The 20,762-nt window shown below is 50.7% G+C and carries 19 protein-coding genes; 15 read left to right on the top strand and 4 right to left on the bottom strand.

Features of this window, described 5'->3' with window-relative positions; translation table 11 throughout:
* The first annotated feature begins 98 nt into the window (after positions 1-98).
* Positions 99-1,241 carry a mannosyltransferase family protein gene (locus JMI88_RS13955; protein WP_201362478.1) on the top strand — a complete coding sequence of 381 codons (1,143 nt, stop codon included), beginning with the start codon at positions 99-101 and terminating at the stop codon, positions 1,239-1,241.
* Positions 1,242-1,340: 99 nt separating this feature from the next.
* Here JMI88_RS13955 and JMI88_RS13960 read toward each other — a convergent pair whose 3' ends face one another.
* Positions 1,341-2,771, bottom strand: a complete 1,431-nt coding sequence (locus JMI88_RS13960) for a glycosyltransferase 87 family protein (RefSeq protein ID WP_201362479.1) — start codon at positions 2,769-2,771, stop codon at positions 1,341-1,343.
* Between the two features lie 270 nt (positions 2,772-3,041).
* On the opposite strand from JMI88_RS13960, the gene JMI88_RS13965 reads away from it, so the two are divergent.
* The 3 genes from JMI88_RS13965 to JMI88_RS13975 all read left to right on the top strand — a co-directional run bounded on the left by JMI88_RS13965 (position 3,042) and on the right by JMI88_RS13975 (position 6,211).
* Entirely contained in the window at positions 3,042-3,743 is a 702-nt protein-coding gene (locus JMI88_RS13965; RefSeq protein ID WP_201362480.1) for a DedA family protein, read from the top strand.
* 132 nt (positions 3,744-3,875) lie between these two features.
* Positions 3,876-5,471: a protein kinase domain-containing protein gene (locus JMI88_RS13970; protein WP_201362481.1), complete on the top strand. Its 1,596-nt coding sequence runs from the start codon at positions 3,876-3,878 to the stop codon at positions 5,469-5,471.
* Positions 5,472-5,674: 203 nt separating this feature from the next.
* Positions 5,675-6,211: a hypothetical protein gene (locus tag JMI88_RS13975; RefSeq protein WP_201362482.1), complete on the top strand. Its 537-nt coding sequence runs from the start codon at positions 5,675-5,677 to the stop codon at positions 6,209-6,211.
* 150 nt (positions 6,212-6,361) lie between these two features.
* On the opposite strand, the gene galK is transcribed toward JMI88_RS13975, so the two are convergent.
* Genes galK through JMI88_RS13990 form a run of 3 tightly spaced genes read right to left on the bottom strand, consistent with a single transcriptional unit; the run spans position 6,362 to position 9,129 of the window.
* Positions 6,362-7,636, bottom strand: a complete 1,275-nt coding sequence (gene galK / locus JMI88_RS13980) for a galactokinase (RefSeq protein WP_201362483.1) — start codon at positions 7,634-7,636, stop codon at positions 6,362-6,364.
* Between the two features lie 6 nt (positions 7,637-7,642).
* A complete protein-coding gene (gene galT / locus JMI88_RS13985; protein WP_201362484.1) occupies positions 7,643-8,557 on the bottom strand; it encodes a galactose-1-phosphate uridylyltransferase in 915 nt (304 codons plus the stop codon).
* 17 nt (positions 8,558-8,574) lie between these two features.
* The gene (locus JMI88_RS13990) at positions 8,575-9,129 is read right to left on the bottom strand and encodes a hypothetical protein (protein WP_201362485.1); all 555 of its coding nucleotides are present in this window, start codon (positions 9,127-9,129) and stop codon (positions 8,575-8,577) included.
* Positions 9,130-9,453: 324 nt separating this feature from the next.
* Here JMI88_RS13990 and JMI88_RS13995 point away from each other — a divergent pair, with 324 nt between their 5' ends.
* From JMI88_RS13995 to JMI88_RS14045, 11 genes are all read left to right on the top strand, one after another.
* Complete coding sequence (locus JMI88_RS13995; RefSeq protein ID WP_201362486.1) at positions 9,454-10,203, top strand: class I SAM-dependent methyltransferase; 750 nt, start codon at positions 9,454-9,456, stop codon at positions 10,201-10,203.
* Positions 10,204-10,588: 385 nt separating this feature from the next.
* Positions 10,589-10,879: a hypothetical protein gene (locus tag JMI88_RS14000; protein ID WP_201362487.1), complete on the top strand. Its 291-nt coding sequence runs from the start codon at positions 10,589-10,591 to the stop codon at positions 10,877-10,879.
* 6 nt (positions 10,880-10,885) lie between these two features.
* A complete protein-coding gene (locus JMI88_RS14005; RefSeq protein WP_201362488.1) occupies positions 10,886-11,869 on the top strand; it encodes an A/G-specific adenine glycosylase in 984 nt (327 codons plus the stop codon).
* An 86-nt stretch (positions 11,870-11,955) separates the two neighbouring features.
* Positions 11,956-12,774 carry a PIG-L deacetylase family protein gene (locus JMI88_RS14010; RefSeq protein ID WP_201362489.1) on the top strand — a complete coding sequence of 273 codons (819 nt, stop codon included), beginning with the start codon at positions 11,956-11,958 and terminating at the stop codon, positions 12,772-12,774.
* Positions 12,775-13,018: 244 nt separating this feature from the next.
* Entirely contained in the window at positions 13,019-14,848 is a 1,830-nt protein-coding gene (locus tag JMI88_RS14015) for a protein kinase domain-containing protein (protein WP_201362490.1), read from the top strand.
* 134 nt (positions 14,849-14,982) lie between these two features.
* Positions 14,983-15,522: a 2-amino-4-hydroxy-6-hydroxymethyldihydropteridine diphosphokinase gene (gene folK / locus JMI88_RS14020; RefSeq protein WP_236022924.1), complete on the top strand. Its 540-nt coding sequence runs from the start codon at positions 14,983-14,985 to the stop codon at positions 15,520-15,522.
* A gap of 191 nt (positions 15,523-15,713) precedes the next feature.
* A complete protein-coding gene (gene rsfS, locus JMI88_RS14025) occupies positions 15,714-16,073 on the top strand; it encodes a ribosome silencing factor (RefSeq protein WP_201362492.1) in 360 nt (119 codons plus the stop codon).
* Positions 16,074-16,100: 27 nt separating this feature from the next.
* Positions 16,101-16,283 carry a hypothetical protein gene (locus JMI88_RS14030; protein WP_201362493.1) on the top strand — a complete coding sequence of 61 codons (183 nt, stop codon included), beginning with the start codon at positions 16,101-16,103 and terminating at the stop codon, positions 16,281-16,283.
* Between the two features lie 168 nt (positions 16,284-16,451).
* The gene (locus JMI88_RS14035) at positions 16,452-17,414 is read left to right on the top strand and encodes a hypothetical protein (protein ID WP_201362494.1); all 963 of its coding nucleotides are present in this window, start codon (positions 16,452-16,454) and stop codon (positions 17,412-17,414) included.
* Between the two features lie 116 nt (positions 17,415-17,530).
* On the top strand, positions 17,531-18,901 hold the full coding sequence (locus tag JMI88_RS14040) for a family 4 glycosyl hydrolase (protein ID WP_201362495.1): 1,371 nt from the start codon (positions 17,531-17,533) through the stop codon (positions 18,899-18,901).
* 437 nt (positions 18,902-19,338) lie between these two features.
* Positions 19,339-20,754: an FAD-linked oxidase C-terminal domain-containing protein gene (locus tag JMI88_RS14045; protein ID WP_373323846.1), complete on the top strand. Its 1,416-nt coding sequence runs from the start codon at positions 19,339-19,341 to the stop codon at positions 20,752-20,754.
* The last annotated feature ends 8 nt before the right edge of the window (positions 20,755-20,762 follow it).

The raw sequence follows: 20,762 nt of genomic DNA on the forward strand, positions 1-20,762 counted from the left end.
ACATGCAAGGCAGCAAGTCAGTTTGACATTGTAGGGGTAGCTTTTTAAAATAGCGAGAAATACTGAATGCTCATACTGGAAAAAGGCTTTAATTAAAGATGAAACGTGCTCCAACCCGCGATATACTCTGGCTCTTTCTGGGCAGCCGCCTGCTGCTGGTCCTTGTCACTTACTTTGGCTACATTTTGCTCACGCAGGAAAAGTATTCGGGGGCACCGGTCGCTTTTAGCACGTTCTTAAACAACTGGAACCAGTGGGATGCGACGCGCTATATCCACATTGCCCAGGTGGGATATCAATCCCCATATGACCTGGCCTTCTTCCCGCTGTTCCCGCTACTGATTGCCATTCCCGGCCACCTCCTGGGGGACTGGAGCTATCTCGCTCTGGGCATGCTGATCAGTAATGTTGCCTTGCTAGGCGCGCTCTTCATCCTCTACCAGATTGCCACGGATGCTGGTGGGGAGCAGGTTGCACGTCGCACGATACTCTATCTGTGCATCTTTCCCACCGCCTTTTTCTTTTTCGCCGCCTATAACGAGTCCCTCTTTTTGCTGCTCAGCAGCGCGACATTACTCGCACTGCGACGTCAGCGCTGGTGGTTGGCTGGCGTTCTCGGCCTGCTGGCGGCCTTGACGCGTAGCGCTGGTGTCATGTTAGCCGCGCCATACCTTTACGAGCTCTGGCAGGCCCGAGAAAGCGTTTTAAGCAGCAAAGGCAAATTACTTGCCAGCGCGCTACCGATCGTACTGATTCCCCTGGGCCTGGCGCTCTATTGCCTCTATTGCTGGAAACTGACCGGGAATTTCCTGGCCTTTGCCGCGGTCCAGTCGCACTGGGGACGCCAGACGAGCTGGCCCTGGCAAGGCTTCATTCAGACCATCTTCGAGCTCTTCTGGCATCAGCCCTTTGGCTCATTCAACCAGGTACATATCCTCATCGATGCCGCCGCAACTGTGACATTCATCATCCTGGCTATCATCGGGCGCAAAAAGCTGCGCCCAACATATACGCTCTGGATTGCCCTGCTTCTATTAAGCATCCTCATTTCATCCAGCATCGGGCAGCGAGATCCGTTTATTTCCAATCGACGCTTTATCCTGGAAATGTTTCCGGCCTTTATCACCCTGGCCATGATCAGCATAACGCGCCCACGCCTCCATAAGGCTTTGCTCTGGATCTTTCCAGCACTGCTAGCAACCTTCAGCCTGCTCTTCGTAATGGGCAAATGGATGGTTTAATCACCGGAATAAGCAAAGAAAAAGTGGATGGTCCACAATACAACAAAGAGGGAGAAGCAGTCGGCAAAAACCGCTTCTCCCTCTTTGTGCTATAGCTAATTATGATCTCTGCGTAGTAGCAACCGGCGGGGTTGCATCAAGGACCGGCGCCGGCTGCTCATCCACAAAAACGGGCGTCTGTGAACGATTATAGGTCGCGATATGCAGGACAGCCAGCACAAAAGCTGCAAGCAAGAAATTGCGCGCCGTGGTCGCGGGAAAGAACGGCAGCAAGTAGGGGACCTTTTCGATGTTACGCGTCATGATATAGATATAGGGGTAAATCCAGGTCGTTAACAGTCCAATCAACCCCCAACAAATCACCCACCAGCGTCTATCTTCACCAACGTAGGCCACCAGAGGAACCACCCAGATCAGGTACTGTGGGCTGAAGACCTTACCTGTCACCATCACCACCAGCAACGTTAACAGGCTTGCTGTGGCCAGGTCGATCTTGCCACGCCATTGCAGCCAGAAAACATAGAGAATGCCTACCAGTTCTGCCAGCGTTGCCAGCAACGACATCACTCTGGCACCAGAGGCCAAAATATTCAGAGAACCAAACGTATAGACGTACTGAGCTGGCTTCGAAAGGATCAGATTGATAATCCACAGCAGCGAAGCGGGCAGCGACTCCACCTGAATCGGGCGCGTTGAAAAATAGCTGAATGGAGAGAGCGTACCCTCAACACTTAACATCAATGAGATACCCATCACAACCACGCAGGCAACCACAAATATACCCAGCGGAATCAGGCGTCGCCACGATTTCCAGGGGAGAGTTGAATCCTTCTGCTGGGCAATCAGGAACGGCACCAATAAGACGACAGGGTAAAACTTATAGAGCACTGCCAGTGCCAGAAGGACAAACGCCCAGTTCCAATGCTTCTTCATGCCGCAAATAACAGCAAAGAGGGTTAAAGCGGATGGGATGATGTCAAAGCGACCAGCCATGGTTCCCCAACCACCCACAACCAGCAGGAAAGCATACACCAGCGCCGCGCGACGAGAACGCCATTTGAGCAAGACAAGATAGACCAGGGCAGCCACCACCAGCATCCAAAACGCAAAGGCAATCTGGAAAAAATGCATTGGTACCAGCAACGAAAGGGTAAATGGTATCAATGTCAACATTGGATACTCATAGGGAAGAGCATGAAATGGCTGGCTAGAAGATTGGGCATCAACAAACTGAACCAGGCCAGCAGGCAGTCCCAGATCCGTCATCTTTTTCACCAATTCGTTATGCGGAAGCGGAATAAGTTGCTTGCTCGGTTTGGTCAGAAATTTGCACTGGCCTGGAGGCAAATCTTTCAAAGCGGACGTGCCATGCCAGAAAGCCCGCGTATAACATTGATATTTTGCTGCATCCGTATTGGTTGCAAAGATTTGCCAGGAAGCGCCATAATACAACAATCCTGCCATGACAAAGATCACAACAATATCTAAGATCGAAATACGTTTTTTATTTATGTTGGATGCGATCATCATTCGGACCTACTCTATAATTTTACGCTCATTGCCAGAAATAAAAATAGGACATGCTTTTAAAAAGCATACGCCTGGATCAGTACAACCTGATCATGCACCAGGACGCTTATTTTTTCAGTTGCGAGCATATCAGTCACCAGTATAAAGATAGAAGTGTTGCCATGTCAATTAAACCTGACTGTTGTCGTTGATAACCTGATAAAGCGTAAACATGGTCAAACGTATACGTTTTCGTATGGGGCACAGTACTAGTAACAGGAGGAAAATAACATGCGAAAACTTCTATTTTTAATCAGCACTTATCTATTTAGTAAATCAACAATAACACTTGCCAGTTTCGATATTCTACAGCTCCTGCAAAATTTCTTACACACCCTTGGCTACCCAGCAGTGGTATTATTTGTGATGATTGAGAGCTCAGGTATTCCACTTCCAGGCGAAACGATGCTGCTGCTCGCCTCATTCTATGCGGCCGTCTACCATGATCTGTCGCTACCCATCGTGATTGCCTGCGCCGCTACAGGAGCCATCCTCGGCGATAACATTGGCTATGGAGTTGGACGCACTGGAGGAAAAGCTTTTGTGGAACGCTATGGGCACTACCTTTTTCTCAGGCCAGAAAAACTCCGGCGGGCAGAACAGTTCTTTAGCAAACATGGCGACAAAACTGTCTTCTTCGGCCGCTTTGTCGCCATCTTGCGCGCCTTCGCGGCCTTTCTGGCTGGAGTCAACAAAATGCGCTGGCCAACATTTCTCGTCTATAATGCTGCTGGTGGCATCATCTGGGCCATTACTTACGGGCTGATTGGCTATTATGCGGGCCGCATCTTCCACGATAACTTTGGGCAGGTCGAGCGCCTAGCAGGCAGGATCAGTTGGATTCTAGCTGCAGTTATTATTATTGGCGCAATTATCGCGTTTATAATCTACAAAAAGCGGAAAAATAATGAGCAGCAATCCAACAGCCAGTAGATATAAAACTAAATTATTCAATACTGCAATAAAAAAGCACAACTATTCCTCTGTGCAGCTACACTGAAACAGGTCGATATGGTACAATAACACGCATATGTAACATATTTTTGAGTCACATGAGGGTGGAGCATGCACACACTGGAAGAAGGTCAAAAGTTTGAACGCTATCGCATTGTACGCCCCTCAGGTAGCGGGGCAACTGGTAGCAGTTACGAAGCCGAGGATACCCGCCATCAGCGCACGGTGTTCCTCAAAATTATTCATCCCTGGACGCTGCTTCCAGATGCGGCCCGACGCCAATTCTTTCGCGAGATGCAAACCATTGGCAGCCTATCCCACCCACCACTGGCCCCGATTCTCAATTATGGAGAATGGCATGGACAGCTCTTTGTTGCTCGCATCTACACCAGATACGGATCACTGATCAACGAACAGGGCCGCACCTGGTTCCGTCCCCCAATGGACATTCAAAATGTGGTCACCTATACGACCCAGATCGCCAATGCACTGACAAATATACACAATATTGGTTACGCACATGGGTCTCTCACCCTTTCAAATATACTTATCAATCAGGAGCCCACTATTTCCAGGGACAGCCCCTTTTTGATTGCCGATGCCGCCCTGGGCACTTTTGTACGTAAAATGGGACAACCACCAGTGACCTTCTTCCCGATGACAGTGGCGCCTGAACAATTTGCAGGACAGACAACGCCGGCCAGCGATCAATATGCCCTGGCTGTGCTACTCTATTTATGGCTAGCCGGGCGACCCCCATTTCTAGGTACACCAGAGGAGATTCGTACTCAGAAAAGCCAGGGTATAATTCCATCCCTGCTACCGTTCAACGCCAACATCACCTATGAATTAGAAAACATCATACGGCGCGCCCTCAGTGCCAGTCCTGGCCATCGCTTCGCCAGTATCAATACATTCGTCCAAGCGCTGCAAAAGGTCCTGTACGTCGGTAGCGCACAAGCGCGCTCATTCAAACACAAGAGCGACGCACTGGTCAGAGCCAAGCAAAAGCCAGTTCAGCCCAACACCGAACCAATACCGCGCATTGAGCCAGACACTCCTCAGCCCATTCATGATCCAGCGCCACCGACGCCAGCGCCGGTACGCGAACCCAACCCTGAGGAGCCACTACGCAAAGATCCAGGCAAAACCACGCCTGATCCATTGCCATCGGAACCCTTACCGGCCGAACCAGATATCGCCCAGCCAGTTCCAGATGCTACACCATTTACACCTCCCGAGATAGAGCCTGGCAAGCCAGCTCAGCCTAAGCCCAAACCTGCACCAGATCCCCGAAAAGAAGATCTGATCAATACAGAGCCGCTACAAGCTGTGATCAAGCCAGCAGCAACAACTACTGATACCTATCTGGTGATCACGCCTCCACTTACCCACGAACATGTCATCTATCCCCTTATCCAGCCAGAAACTACCCTCGGCCATGCAGGTTCCAGTGATGTACTGCTAGACCATGATGAGAGTACGTCGAGACACCACGCCATAATCCGCGCAGAAAATAGGCAATACTGGATACATGATTGCAGCAGCGCCAGCGGAGTATTTGTCAACGGACAAAAGTTAATCCCTGAACAGGGGCAGCTCCTGGATAACGGCGACGAAATTGCGATTGGCAAATATGCACTTATTTTTTATAGTAACCAGCCGGCATCTCACCTCATCCAACAAAAAGAACAGGTCCTCTCCTAAGAGATGCAGAACTTAAAATACGCGAAAAGGTGTATGTAACTATACGCCTTTTCGCGTATTTTTGTACGAAACGGTATATAACATCTTGACACATATAAAATATTCAATTAAACTGCTTTTTGATGAAACACCCGACACAAATTATATGATAAGCAGTTGATCTTCTATAGCAGCATAAGGTGGGTTGAGGAAAGGTGGGACAGGTGAATATGCTTATTAGTGGTGGATTTTTCGGCATAGCAATTATTGCTCTGGTGGGTCTGATTTTCCTGGTACGTCATGAGATGGCCAGCACTAAAGCTCGTAACACTGCTAACCCGGACAACATAGACATCCAACATATACGTAGCGCAGTAGCCCCGCAGGTAGTTGAACCCAAAGAGCAGGAAAAGAGACGCACTTCAATCAACACAATACCACTCCCGACAGTTGACGTCCCCAACGAAACGGCACATACGAACACAAGCGGCCAGATTCCCATAGTGCAGGCACCTATGTCCAATCAGCGGATAAACACAGGTGGTCAGGTCGCTGTGGAACAATTGGTTCGTGAAAATGAGCCTGCATGGCTTTATGAACAGATCAGAGCGATGGAAATCGACGTTGAAATTCTCACTCGACAAACCAGGGATTTTGTGAGGCACATTGATGCTTTGAAGCTTATCCTGATCCAACTCGAACAGAAACAGGCAGAGGCCAGTGTCAGCATCGATCGAGGGAAAGAAGAAGATATAAGCTAAGTAGTCTGGCAGGCATTGGCTACAGAAAAGTATGGTCCAAAGAACGCTGTTGGCTTAGGCGCTGATTGGCAGAGAAGGGGCCAGTGTCACCTGATTGTGCAAGCGGACACCAGCAAATCCCTTCTGTTGTGCTGTCATTCAAGACCTTGATTAGTTCATGACAACGTGGCCCGGGCCTGCGGCCGCACGACAGATGTCAATGCTGGCCTGGCGGCCTGTGCGTTCAGGATACTGTTGCTCAACAGCCTGGCGTAAGCTATCAACCGCATCGCCACGCACCAGATTGATCGTGCAGCCGCCGAAGCCTCCACCCATCATGCGAGCACCAAGCACGCCAGGAACTTCACGGGCAATATCTACCAGAGCATCTAATTCGGCACAGCTCACCTCGTACTCGTCGCGCAGACCTGCGTGACCGATCCAAAGGATCTGTCCCGCCTCTTCAATCCGACCCGCCTCCAGCAACGTCACCACCTGCAACACACGCTCATTCTCAGCAATCACATAGCCAGCACGCTTCTGCAGCAGCGCGGGCAACTGGTTTTTATAGCGATCAAACTGCTCTGGCGAGATATCGCGCAATTCTTTAATCGAGCGAGTCTGAGCATTCTCGGGCTCATCGCGCAAGATCAAATCACGCAGGCGCCGGGTAGCCTCCTCACACTGCTGGCGACGCTCGTTATAAGCGGAAGAAGCCAGTTCGCGACGCACACTCGTATCAATGACCACCACCGACACATTGGAGTCTTCAAATGGTAGATAGCGATAGTCCAGCGAACGGCAGTCCAGCAGCACCGCCTTACGCGGCTGTCCCAGACATGACGCAGCCTGGTCGAGGATACCACACATCACTCCCGAAGCGATCTGCTCCGCGCGCTGACACAGGCCAGCGGTCTCGATAGGAGTCAGAGTGGCATCTTTTTCACCGATCGAGAAAGCGTGATCAGAGAAGAGAGCATAGGCTTCAGCCGAGGCGATCTCCAGCGCCGCCGAAGAGCTCATACCGCCGCCCAGGGGCACATCACCACTGACCACCGCATCAAAGCCTTTCAATACGACATCAACACGTACTAATTCAGCGGCCACCCCCAGTACATAGCGGGCCCAGCCAGGCAAATCTGCCCGTTGCTCCTCAAAGGTCTCAGGTAAACCAGCCAGCGAAAACTGAGCATACTCCTTAAAATGGGTCGACCAGAGACGCACCGTTTGGTCCTGGCGCGTACGACCGGCAAACGCCGACACCCGATCAACCGCCAGCGGCAAGACAAAGCCGCCATTATAGTCCGTATGTTCACCAATCAGGTTCACACGGCCAGGCGCCCAGGCCGCACCCAGAGGGCCAGCATAGGCGATTTCATCATGAAAAACCTGAGGGAATTGCTCAAGAGCCTCTTTCACCGGAGGCAACAACTTCGTTGAATCCATGGCCTGCTACTTTCCTTTTACTTGTTCAATGGCCGCACGCAACTCCTGAGCCTTTTGCGCAGGAGCCGAGTCATTGGCCCACAGGCCCCACACAGATTCAGAAGAGGCGGCATATTTGAGCTTACCCGGGGCGCGTCCAATCGCGAGAATCTCAACATGGAAATGGAAACGCTCATCGGCCAGCTGATGCAGGCCTAACAGGTAAGGCATAGGAGCCATTTTACCATCATCAAGAGCATTATAGCCACGAATAACCTGTAACATCAACTCGGCCAGATCGCGCAACTCATCGTCTTCCATCAGGCCAATATTTGCCACATGGCGGCGCGGATAGAGATGGGTCTCATAAGGATAGCGTACATAGGGAGGCAAGAAAGCCTGCCAGGTTGTGTTAGCGGTAACTTGCTGCTCTCCATCGCTCAATTCCTCACGCACACGACAGAAAGGGCACCCACTACCGGATTCATAATCCAGAACGACCGTCTCTAGCTCGCGCTCAAGGATGGAAGGAATCACCGAAACACCATAGGCCTGACCATGAGGATGGTTCTGAGTCTGGCCAATTGAGGCACCGCTATTCTCAAAAATCATAACGGTCGGGTAGCGTGAAGACATATCACGGTACAACTCGCGCCACAGTTTGGTGACCTCAAATACCTCATCAACCGTCAACTGGGTAAAAGTACGATTATGGTCACGGTTATAAATAACTACCTGCGCCTCACCAACAGGTGGCTTCAACGGTGGAAAATCATTGGGATGCAGCCAGACCTGCGTATCCGGGCCAACGCGGCCGCTGGTAATATCTGCGCAAAAAGGGCACTCATTGGTCCCTTCACGGCGATTCATACGATGGGCAGCATTCACAAGATATTGTCTCAGAATAGGATTCCAGATAAGTGGAGTAGTATATTCCTGCATAAAGCAATCCCTACCTATTAATGATGATGATGAGGATGATGACTAACCTGGCTACCCAACAGCACACAACGTCCCTGCCGAGCCAACGCAGCGAGCAATTCCCCTTTATCAATGGGCTGCTCATCGGCGTTTACGGTCAAAAGCCATTCATCCCAGGTGGCTTTATCCGTAAAGAGGGCCCAGGCCACCGGAGCAACCTGCCCTTTTGTAACGCGTATTAAGTCCTGAGCATGGGAAAAACCAGGCTCCAGTTCTACGAGAGCTGGCAAAGCAGGATCTTCTAACGCTGCAAACGTTCGAACCGAGCATATGGCACCGTTAAGCACTTCACAAATACATCCCAACCAGAGCGTTTCTTGCTCTTGAGCAGCGTCAACCTGCCAGACTCCCAGCATCAAAGAGCAGTGAGACGGCAACTTCTGTAGAAAGGCGTTAATGGATGCTTTATTCCAGCCATGCCATGAGTAAGAGTCGTCCTGTTGTTCTATTCGCAGTGCAATATCCAGGAATGGACGCATAGCATTCCATAAAGGGGATGTAGCATCGACAACAACAAATTCTTCAGCAAACACGCTTTATGCTCCTCTATAAAAAACGCAAATTGCATGCAAAAGAGGGCTGATATTCTATCAATAAGGAATACATGACACCTGACCGAGCTCCTCTATAAAAAAACATATCGATTTTCAATAAACAAGGAGCCACATTGTGAAGGCCTCTTTTTCGCTTGCAATCTAAAGTATACAATACCTGGCAGTCTCATGCATATACGTGACGGGTCAGGGAAATATCAGGTTGCCTGACTCTGCCTCCAATCTTCCTTCACCAATAAACCGAAATGGAAATCTGAGACGTTTACTTAAAGTAAAGGATAGATAATTTAGAGGAGGAGCGGTATGGGGGAAAGGCCGTGGTACGAAACGTTCTTCAATGAGGATTATGTTCGTCTCTACACACCATTTCTGTCACCAGCAAGGACCAGACAGGATGTGACAAACATCATCAAGCTGCTCAATCTCCAACCTGGCAATAGTGTTCTGGATCTTTGCTGCGGCTATGGTCGACACACGCTGGAGTTAGCACGCTATGGTTGCCAGGTAATCGGACAGGATTTAAGCCCGCGTCTGCTAGAGCAGGCTCGCACCACTGCTGAAGAACAAAAGCTACAGGTTCGCTGGCTGCAAAGCGACATGCGCACAATCCCGTTTGAAAATGAATTTGATGGCATCATCAATATGTTTACCTCCTTTGGGTACTTTGACAACGACGACGAAGACCTGAAAGTCCTACAGCAGATCGCCAGAGCCCTGAAACCGGGGGGATTGTTCCTGCTCGAAACTATCCAGCAGGCCCGCGTAATACGCACCAGCGCCCCCCACAGCATCATTCGCTACCCAGATGGCCTGATCGTACTTGAAGAGCGCCATGTAGACCTCCTTACCAGTCATAACAACGTTCGCATCAGCCTGCTCCATCCCGATGGTAGACGCACCGAACACCACCAATCTATTCGCGTCTACACACTCACCGAGCTAGTCAAAATGCTACGCGCGGCAGGCCTTGAGTTGACAACGTATTATGGCGGACTCGATGGCAGCGCACTAACTATTGAAAGCAGATTGGTACTGATCAGCCAGAAACCATAACAGGCTCTACATTGGTAGAAAGCCAGTAGAGACCTCATCTGCTGGCTTCGCAGGCCGCATAGCCTGAAGTCACAAAGTTTAAGCCTTCAATGGAAAAGCTCTAATTCTATAGACTCAAGGTCTCAAAATGCGCTATAATGAGCAAAGCTACCAGAAATTTTTTAGATACTCCGTCAAATTATGCGGAGGGCATAATGGGTCAAATCTGAGCCTACACGTGCCGCGAGCACCGTTCATAATGGTACATATATGGGACAGTCTCTATGATGCATAAACGGTAGAACTTACCATACGTGGGATTAGCCTTGCTCGACAATTGAGGTAGTAGTATTTATCATACCAAACTTATTTTATCATTATAAATGCATAAGGAAGGTACATAACCGTGCCCTGGTGTAGATTTTTTATTCCGAAGATTGCTGCGCCTGGAGTGAAGCCAGGCGATCCTGACTTAAATGAACATATCTCGTATGCAAAATGCGTCAAAGGCCATGTGTTGCGCGACGCCAGCGAGTGGGTTCAATGTGAAAACTTACCAGCAGCCGATGCAAAATGCTGGCAAGAGGGCGGCGATACACTCTTTACCTTGACTGTTCGCAAGCGAAAAGAGGATAGGGAAGTATCCTCAAACGTTCAGAGCCAGGAAGAGCCTAAGACGCACGCGAGCAAGTCCTGAGGTTTCATGGGTAAACACATATCGTCCTCGATAGCTCCTTCCCAACTGGCACCAGATCATATCGCACAGGTGCAAAGCACGTTACTCTCATGGTATGACCAGGAGCAGCGCGATTTGCCCTGGCGCGTAACCAATGATCCGTACGCGATACTGGTTTCTGAAGTCATGCTCCAGCAAACACAGGTTGATCGCGTTTTGCCGAAATACCAGCAGTTCCTGACGGCGTTTCCTACACTGTCCGACCTGGCAGCAGCATCCACTGCTGATGTCATTGCAGTCTGGGTGCCGCTAGGATACAACCGGCGTGCTGTGAGTTTACAGTCAATTGCACGGCAAGTGCTAGCTGAATACGATGGGCGCATCCCTGATACCATTGATGAGCTGCTTAAGCTTAAAGGAGTTGGCCGCTATACAGCCGGGGCCATTGCCTGTTTTGCCTACCATAAGCAGGTAGCCACCGTTGACACCAATATTCGCCGTGTATTGCACCGCGTGTTTCTTGGTCTGGAGCATCCAGATCCTAAGGCCAACAATGCTCAGATGCTCGCGCTCGCCGAACAGGTACTCCCAGCGGGACATGCCTACAACTGGAACCAGGCACTGATGGATATGGGAGCCACCATATGTACCAGCGGCAATCCTTTGTGTGGGGACTGCCCCCTGCAGCAACAGTGCGCAGCCTATGCCGAAATGAGCCAGTACAGCCTCTTCCCTTCAGGGACGGTGCTACGTCAACTACGCAAAGTGGCAGAGAAAAAAACAGGGTATCAGGCCCAACCTTTTACCAGTACCAACCGCTATTTTCGAGGGCGCATCGTCGACTTACTCCGCTCGGCACCGGCTCGTCAACGTATTTCTCTAGCAACCCTGGGGCCACAAATCAAGCCAGAGTTCTGCGAACAGGATCATGCCTGGTTACAGAAAATCATTGAAGGGCTGGTCAGGGATGGCTTATTAGATGCTAATGAGGAAGGTGTGCGTTTACCTTAAGGGGCTTAACTTGTCCAAATCGTGTATACTTAGGCTGTATTTTTCTTGTCTGCCTAAAAAACCATTTTTATGGAGGAGATAAAGCGTTGCGACTCACAAGCACAAACGATATAACCAGACACTATCGACATATTTTCCTGGCTCCACATCTGGATGATGTCGTCTACTCATGTGGTGGTACCCTGGGAGTCCAGGTCAGTTCCGGCCTGCGCCCATTGATCATTACAGCCTTTGCGGGTGGACCTAAGCCCGACCAGCAACTTAGCTCTCTGGCACTGCAGGTTATTCGCGATTGGGGAGCCAGCGATGCCCAGGGCGCGATTCGCGTCATGGAGGAGCGTCGCAAAGAAGATAGCACGGCCCTCGACTACTTACAGGCCGACTACCTGTGGCTGGACAATCCAGAGGCCATCTATCGCGGCAACCCGGGCTACTACACCAGCAAAGAGCAGTTGATGGGCGGCGAAGTGCATCCTTCAGACCGGGTGCTGGATAACGAACTGGGCAAAATGCTGGTCGAGCTGCATGACCGCTTGCCTGATACGATCTGGTATGCCCCACTGGGCGTCGGTCACCATATTGACCATCAGATCGTTTGTTCAGCGGCCGACCGCCTGGTCCAGCGCGGAGCCAAAGTTTATTTCTATGAAGACTTCCCCTATGTGCAGCGTGAGCCCGGCGCACTGGAGAAACGGCTGCAGGAACTCAGCGGAGAATTCGGGTATGCGCTGGTCGAGGTCTCAGAAATGATGCCTTTGAAATTAGAGGCGGCCGATATGTATCGCTCGCAGATCGACTCAAACTTTGGCAATCGGGAAGCCATGCATAAGCTAATTGATAGCTATGCCAAAAATATCCGACCGGTCGAGACCATCCGGCTGGAGCGCTATTGGATTACCCGCTAACAATTGATCGAGAGAGGTAGAGAGCAACGGAAGTTTTTTTCTAGCTTGCCACACAGGGAAGCTATGCTCTCTCCGCTTTTCGATTATAATAATACTAACTGCCAACAGGGCACACACGCACTCAACACCGATCGAGCTAGCCGATCAGAATACACAACCAAACGATAAGCTAGTGCCCCGTCACACAGACGGACCACAACAACACTAACCTGGGCGGATGAGGTAAAAGTAGGAGTGAGGATCAATGAAGGGGTTAGAAGGCTCAAAATTAGGGCGATATGAACTACGGTTCCGAGTGGCCCAGGGTGGAATGTCCGAAGTCTATCTCGGCTATGATCGCCGCGTCAAACGCTATGTAGCCGTCAAAGTATTATATGGCAGCGATGAACCATTTGTACGCCGCTTTGAACGCGAGGCGCGAGCAGTGGGAGCCCTCTCACACGACCATATCTTGCCTCTCTACGACTTTGGAGAACAACGACCCTGGTATTATTTAGTGATGCCTTTCGTAGAAGGTGGAACGCTACGCGACTATTTGCATAAACGTGAGCGCTTAACGCTAGAAGAGGCAGGCAGTTTTCTGGAGCAGATCGCCTCAGCGCTCCAACACGCCCATGAACACGGCGTAGTTCATCGCGACGTCAAGCCATCAAATATTTTACTCAGGCTGGATGGACATGCATACCTGGTGGATTTCGGCCTGGCGAAAGCCAAGATCGAAGCAGAATTCCAGACCCATTCAGGAGCCATGGTTGGCACACCTGAATATATGGCCCCCGAACAATCCGATGGGCACAACGATTTCCGCAGCGACATTTACTCCCTCGGCATCATTCTCTATCAGATGCTAACCGGCCGTGTCCCCTTCATGGCCGACTCTCCCGTCGGCGTGACGCTCAAGCATATTCAGACCCCGCCCTTGCCACCCAGCCAGCTGAACAGCGAGATCCCGGAAGCCATTGAGGAGGTTATGCTCAAAGCGCTCGCCAAGGCGCCCGAAGATCGTTTCCAGGAGGCTCAGGCCTTTGCCCTGGCCTATAAGATGGCGCTCATCCAGAAACGTACGCGCGACCTGGGAGAAGAGGCGCTGGCCTGCGTTTTCAGCGGGGAATATGAGGTCGCGTACGAGCAGGGCACGCAGCAGCACACGGACAATACCATGGCTGCCATAGAGCAGATCACAACCCAGCTCAGCATTCCATCAACCAAGCCACAGCTTTTCCCCCTGGAAAGGGACAAATCTTCATTTATTCCCTATACATCAGAGATGTTCAAGAAAAAAAAGCGCATCAGCCCGGTGCATACCGTCGTGCTGGCTCTGATCCTGGTCTTATGTATTACCCTGCCATTGTTGCTTATGTGGGAAACGCGGCCAGCGCCTAAACCCGTGCTGCGTCCCACTCCACGACCAACCATCCAGTTCAAGGCAACGGAGACGGAACGCGCCCATCTAAACATACAAGCAACCCTGGCCGCCCAGGCGCGCATTCAGGCCAGTACTGGCATTACCGGTGCCATCGGAGCAGGCAGAATTCTCTACTACAATGATATGAACCAGAAGAGTAGTGGCTGGATCAACGATGGCAGCCAATGTTATTTCACAGCGCAAGGCTATCACGTTCATACCGGCCTGGCCCACGCCGTCGCCTGGTGCTATTCTAATCAACAAAGTTTTGCCAACGCCGTCATGTCCGTACAGGTCAAAATGCTCTACGGAGACTTTTGTGGACTGGTCTTCCGCTTGAATCCGTATAGCAAGACCTTTTATGTGCTGGAAATCAATAGCTACGGCAGCTATCGCCTTCAACGAGCGATGGGCAATGATCCCGCCCACTGGCTAACCCTGATCGATTGGACCTATACCGGCACCATCCAGGCGGCCTATGGATCGTTCAATACGATCATGGTCGTAGCATCTAAAGCACGCTTCCAGATTTACATGAATCGGCAATTGATCGTTTCAACTTTTACGGATACTACTTACAGTACCGGTCTGCTGGGTTTCCTGGTAGGTGGAGATAGTCGCTATGGCACAGAGGCAGTTTTCAGGCACCTGGCCGTCTTCCAGAAATAGGTGCCTGGTCAGTGGAGAGCCCCAACGAGCTTGCAATGTAGGATATCCCTCCTAAAACCGCAACGAACAGGGGAAGATATTCGTCTCAACTACATAAGGAAAAAACAAGCTTTAAAGAGAGGTCATTGGCAAGCATGGGTTCTGAGAGCAACGTCCCAAAGGCAGCTGGAGATGCGTCTACCCACCCGAAGCATAGTGTCTACCTGGCGCTAGGTTCCAATCTAGGTGATAGGCAGGCGCAGCTTAAAGAGGCCCTCCAGAAATTACGCCAGGTGGTGGATATCCAACTGGTGTCCTCCGTCTACGAAACGGAGCCGGTGGGATATCTGGATCAGCCGCGCTTCTTCAATATTGTTTGCCAGGGGTATACCAATCTGGCAGCACAGGAACTGTTGCAATGGGCCAAAGATATTGAACGCCAGCTCGGTCGACAGACCGTGATACGCAATGGTCCACGACCGGTAGACATTGACATTCTCTTATATGACACACTGGTATACACAGGAGATAACCTGATTATTCCCCACCCGCGCATGCATGAACGCGCATTTGTGCTTGTGCCGCTGGTTGAAATTGCTCCCGAAGTGCGAGATCCGCTCAGTGGCAAAACCGCGCAAGAGCTTTTACAGGGAATTACTCAGGATGGAGTCATTGGGACGTCTGTCCTATTGTAAATGTTGCCCGACACCTGGGCAGAGGGGAGGAGCCGGCAGCAATAGATCACAGATGGGCAATCTGGCTGGGTCATTTGCCTCTTAACAAGAGGTGGTCGATCATGCTATAATGCGGATACGACAATTGATACAATTTCTTACGGATAATTTACAGCACATCGTCTGAGATGTGTACTACATAGGAAGCACTCGTGGAGGAAGTTCTGTTAGATATCGACCAGCAAGCAAAGGCAGCCGCGGATATCGCATCTGATAAAAAAGCATCTGACGTTCTCTTACTTGATATTAGAGACGTGAGCGTCATTGCTGACTACTTCGTTATCTGTAGCGCTCATAACACTCGTCAGATCCAGGCCATCGCCGATACCATTGATGAAGATTTAGGAAAACAGGGAGCTGTGCTCCTTCATCGCGAAGGAGACCCAGAATCCGGCTGGGTGCTTCTCGACTTTGGTGGCATTATCGTACATATCTTCGGGCCAAAGGAGCGCGAATATTATCGACTTGAACGCCTTTGGAGTGAAGCAAAAACAGTTGTGTACCTACAATAATAGTTATATTTAGAAAAGGTGGCGACGATGACATTTTTTCGTAATCGTTTGTTTCTCGAAGGGATTGCGCTAGGTGGCATTTGTGGCATTATCATTGGTTCCGTAATCGCTTTCACCATCGGTGAGAGCAGCGTTGAAGCCGTGCGCCGCGCCATGGAGGATAAATTCCCGAGCAAACGTGAAGTGCCTTTCAAATATCTCTCGCAATAATACGCTATTGCTTCGGGTATACTTACAAAGAGCGCTTCTAAAAATTTAAATACATACAAATTGGTCACGTTCTCAATAGTTCATAAAACAATCTGGCATGATGCGATAAAGCTCATTCTGGTTGAATGACGTGGTATAAATGCAATGGTTATGATGGGGGGTGGAGTTGTGCGGCTGTTAATCATTACTTGTTTTACCTGTCTGCTTTTGGGCGTGGCCTCTTTTGTTGCCATTTTGTTGCCGTGCCAGCAGGCGGTGCGCGCCCAGGATTGCGAGCCAGGCGCTCTGGCGACAACGCCTCAGGCCACACCATCTGCGTTGCCGACACAAGGATCTATCGTCATAAATGAAGTCCTGCTCGTACCACTGACGGCACCACTATACTGTACCCCGACGGCAGGCATCTCTGATACAACAAATGCCCCACGCATTGAACTCTATAATACATCAGCGCAGTCAATACAATTACCTCATGGCGGCATCGATAGCGGCCCGAATACAACCGTTTATAATTTTATGCTGGATACCATTCCAGCCCACAGCTTCATCGTTATATTCCTACCCACCAATCAGGCTACAGAAATCAGCCAGCATGCGATGATTCGCCTGACAGGCAGTGGTATCGTGCTAGACCAGGTCGCGCTTCCCGTGCTGCCTGCAGGCAATTCTTACGCTCGCACCACTGATGGTGGCTCGCTCTGGCATGTCACCCAGAATCCCACACCTGGTATCAGCAATGTGCCACCGCCACAGGCAACGGCGACGGCCGCCAACAAGAAACCGACGGCCACACCAAAGGTGCGCCATACCACACCAACCGCCAGAGCAAAATCATCCGGCCGCACCCGAGGGCATACGACTGATCCAGCCACTGGCCAGACAACTGATCCAGCGCAAGATACAGCAAAAGCACAAGTCCCCAACAAATATATACAGGCTAACTGGAAAGATGTGCACGTCCCCACGCCAGCAAGCCATACTGGTATAATAGATATATCGCCTGCTTCCGCGCCAACCGGTACGCAACAATCGGATAGTGGAAATGTACTACAAAAGATTATTCTTTCCGTCTTACTTCTCGCTCTCGCTTTAGTATTATGGCAGTGTCGCCGTCTCTTCCGCAGACCGTAATACGTAACTGTATATAGGTAAGTAGATAGTAGCTATCAGCGTTGCTATCACAAATAGAGAAAAACTCATATAGTGTCGCCATTGTCTGGCACAAATACATCGGGTGAGACAAATTGATGATGTCACAAAATTACCTGGAGAACAATTTAACTCCTCCTGGCCATCATGCAAAGATCGCCATTATTGGGGGTGGGAGCTTGCATTGTGCTGGCTTCATACAAAACTTAATTCAACATCCCAACACGTTGCGTGGCTGCCAGATTACGTTGATGGATATTGATGAGGAGCGACTTAACCTGGCATACACGCTCGCCAAGAAGTTGCTTCAGCAGGCGAGCATCGACATACAGATCGAGAAAACTACCAGCCAGGAAGAGGCCATTGAGGATGCCAGTTTTGTACTGATCACTTTCCGCACAGGAGGGCTTCGGGCTCGTGTGATTGATGAAAAGTTACCCCTGCGCCATAATTTAATTGGACAGGATACCGTTGGGGCTGGCGGCTTCTTCTATGCCTTACGAACAGCGCCCGTTATCGCCGGGATCGCAGCCGAAATCGAAAAACTGGCGCCCAAAGCCTTCCTGCTAAACTATACCAGCCCTAGCAATATTGTAACCGAGGCCATCTCACACTCCAGCGGTATCCGCGTCATCGGCATGGAGGATCATCCTTATCCAGAAACGGAGCGCATCCTGAGATGTGCGGACCTCAACGCAGGAAGCAAAAAACACATTCACCCGCGTAAAATCGGACTCAGCCATGGCAATTGGACCACGGCGATATGGTGCGACGGGGAAGATATCTTACCCGAAGCAATTCAGTGGTATGAAGACTTCTCACAGAATAATCCTGAAATGACCGCGGAGAATTATCCATCTATACTCCTGGCCAGACTGGCAACGCATTATAGAGCCATCCCATCCTACTACATGCACTATTACTATTATCCCGAAATCGTCCTTGAGTATCAGCACCAACGGACGCACACACCAACAGAAGAATTGATTGCTCGGCTACCTCAATTGATTGAGGCCTACAAAAGCGAAGCATTCAAGAGCTATCCCGATGTCTCACAAATCTCCAATTTCCCTGGTGATCTAGGACTGAGCAGCCGAGCGCTCTCTGTCATGCGCTCAATCCTGGATGATACTGGAGAGGAGTGGGTGCTGAACGTGCCCAATAATGGGTCGATCAACTTTCTGGCTGATGACCGGGTTGTCGAGCTACCCTGCCGCGTCGATGCTCGTGGCGCGACGCCTCTCACGCAGAAAGATGGTGGATTGAGCATCGATCAACGCGGGCTGATCGCTGCCCTGGCCGAGTATGAAGGCGCTACCGCGCGTGTAGCCCTCTGGGGCAACCGCAAGGAGGCCATCAAAGCACTGGCCGCCAATCCCCTTGTGTGGTCTTATAGCAAGGCGGAAAAAGTCTATGACGACCTGGCGGCGGCCCACAAACAATATCTGCCGCAACGCTTGCTGAAGTAAGTATTTTTGTAAAGCTGCGAACGCTATAATAATTGACAGGATGAATGGAATAGAGCAGGCAATCTTGTCCATCGTAATAGCGATGGGCCAGCCTGAAGAGTGATCAAAAGGAACGCAACAACACACAAACATAGCTGCTACGCTAATATCTCGGCTGTTCATAAAGAAACGCCTGATCCTTCACTTTTCTAGATGTGCATGGTATCATCTGCATATTAGAAATGTTGTTCATCATTGTTGAATACGTTTGCAATAAACACAATCGTGATAGCCATCGATGGCTACAGATGTGCCGCCACAATGTTCCTTTTATGCCAGACATCGTGCTGTCTGGCAGTGGCGGTATATAGACGAGGATGATAGGCCAAAGGAAGGTAGAGACGATGAGCATTGTAGAACAACCATCCATAATAAGCGTCGAACCGCTCTATGCAAGGATGTCCGATACAACGAAAGCCGCAATAGTACAGGAACTCCAGAAGATATTGGGTAAGGCATATGTGCTCCATACGCCTTATGATGTGGCCTTATATGAGTATGATGCTTCAATCGAGCGCGCGCGACCGGATATCGTCGTTTTGCCCTCTAATAATCAAGAAGTCGCAGCGATTGTCAAAATAGCCAGCCGTTATCATGTACCCGTTGTGCCACGAGGCGCTGGAACAGGACTCAGCGGAGGCGCGATTCCAGTCTATGGCGGTATCGTGATTGTCTTTGCGCGCATGAGCCATATCCTGTCAGTAGACTATGAAAACCTGCGCGCCGTCGTCGAGCCGGGCGTAGTCAATATCCACCTCAGCCAGGCGCTCAATCCCTATGGTTACGCCTATGTTCCCGATCCCAGCAGTCAGCGATCCTGCACCATCGGAGGAAACGTCGGCGAAAATGCTGGCGGTCCTCATACCTTGATATATGGCGTCACAACCAATCATGTCGTAGGATTGGAGATTGTCACGCCCGAAGGAGAAATCGTCGAGATTGGCGGCGAGACCAGTGATCTACCAGGCTATGACCTCACCGGGCTGCTGATCGGCTCCGAGGGAACTCTTTGTATCGTCACGAAGATCATTGTGCGCATTGTGCCAGTGGCGGAAGCGGTCAAGACGATGGTTGCCGTCTTCGATGTGATGGAAGATGCTTCCAATACTGTTTCTGAGATTATTGCCTCAGGGGTCATTCCAGCGGCCATCGAGATGATGGACCAGATGATCCTGCAAGCCGTCGAAGCAGACACGCATGCAGGCTATCCGATGGATGCGGCAGCGGTCCTCTTGATGGAAACAGAGGGGCTGCGCGAGAGCGTTGAGGATCAGTTAGCGCAGATCGTAGCCATCTGCGAAAAGAATCACGCACGCGTGATACGCATCGCAGCCGACGAAGCGGAACGCCAGCTCCTCTGGGCGGGGCGCAAGAATGCCTTTGGCGCCGTTGGACGCATCAGCCCCGAATTTTATGTGCAAGATGGAGTGGTGCCACGCACCCAGCTCCCGTATGTATTGAGCTGTATCAGCGATATTTGCCAGCGCTATAACCTGAAAGTGGGTAATGTATTTCATGCTGGAGATGGGAACCTGCACCCGCTTATCCTCTTCGATAGCCAGATTCCTGGCGAGGTTGAACGGGTCCGGATGGCGGGCCACGAAATTCTCGCCATCTGCGCGGCGGTTGGCGGCTCGATCACCGGTGAGCACGGGGTCGGCATCGAAAAACAAGCTGAAATGGCCTTAATCTTCAGCGAAACAGATCTGCGCATCATGCAGCAGGTACGGGCCGCATGGAATCCCCAGCAACTCTTTAATCCAGGCAAACTCTTCCCATTACCAGGACGGTGCGCGGAGCTGCAACAGCTATAACAAACAGC

This window comes from Dictyobacter formicarum (assembly GCF_016587435.1).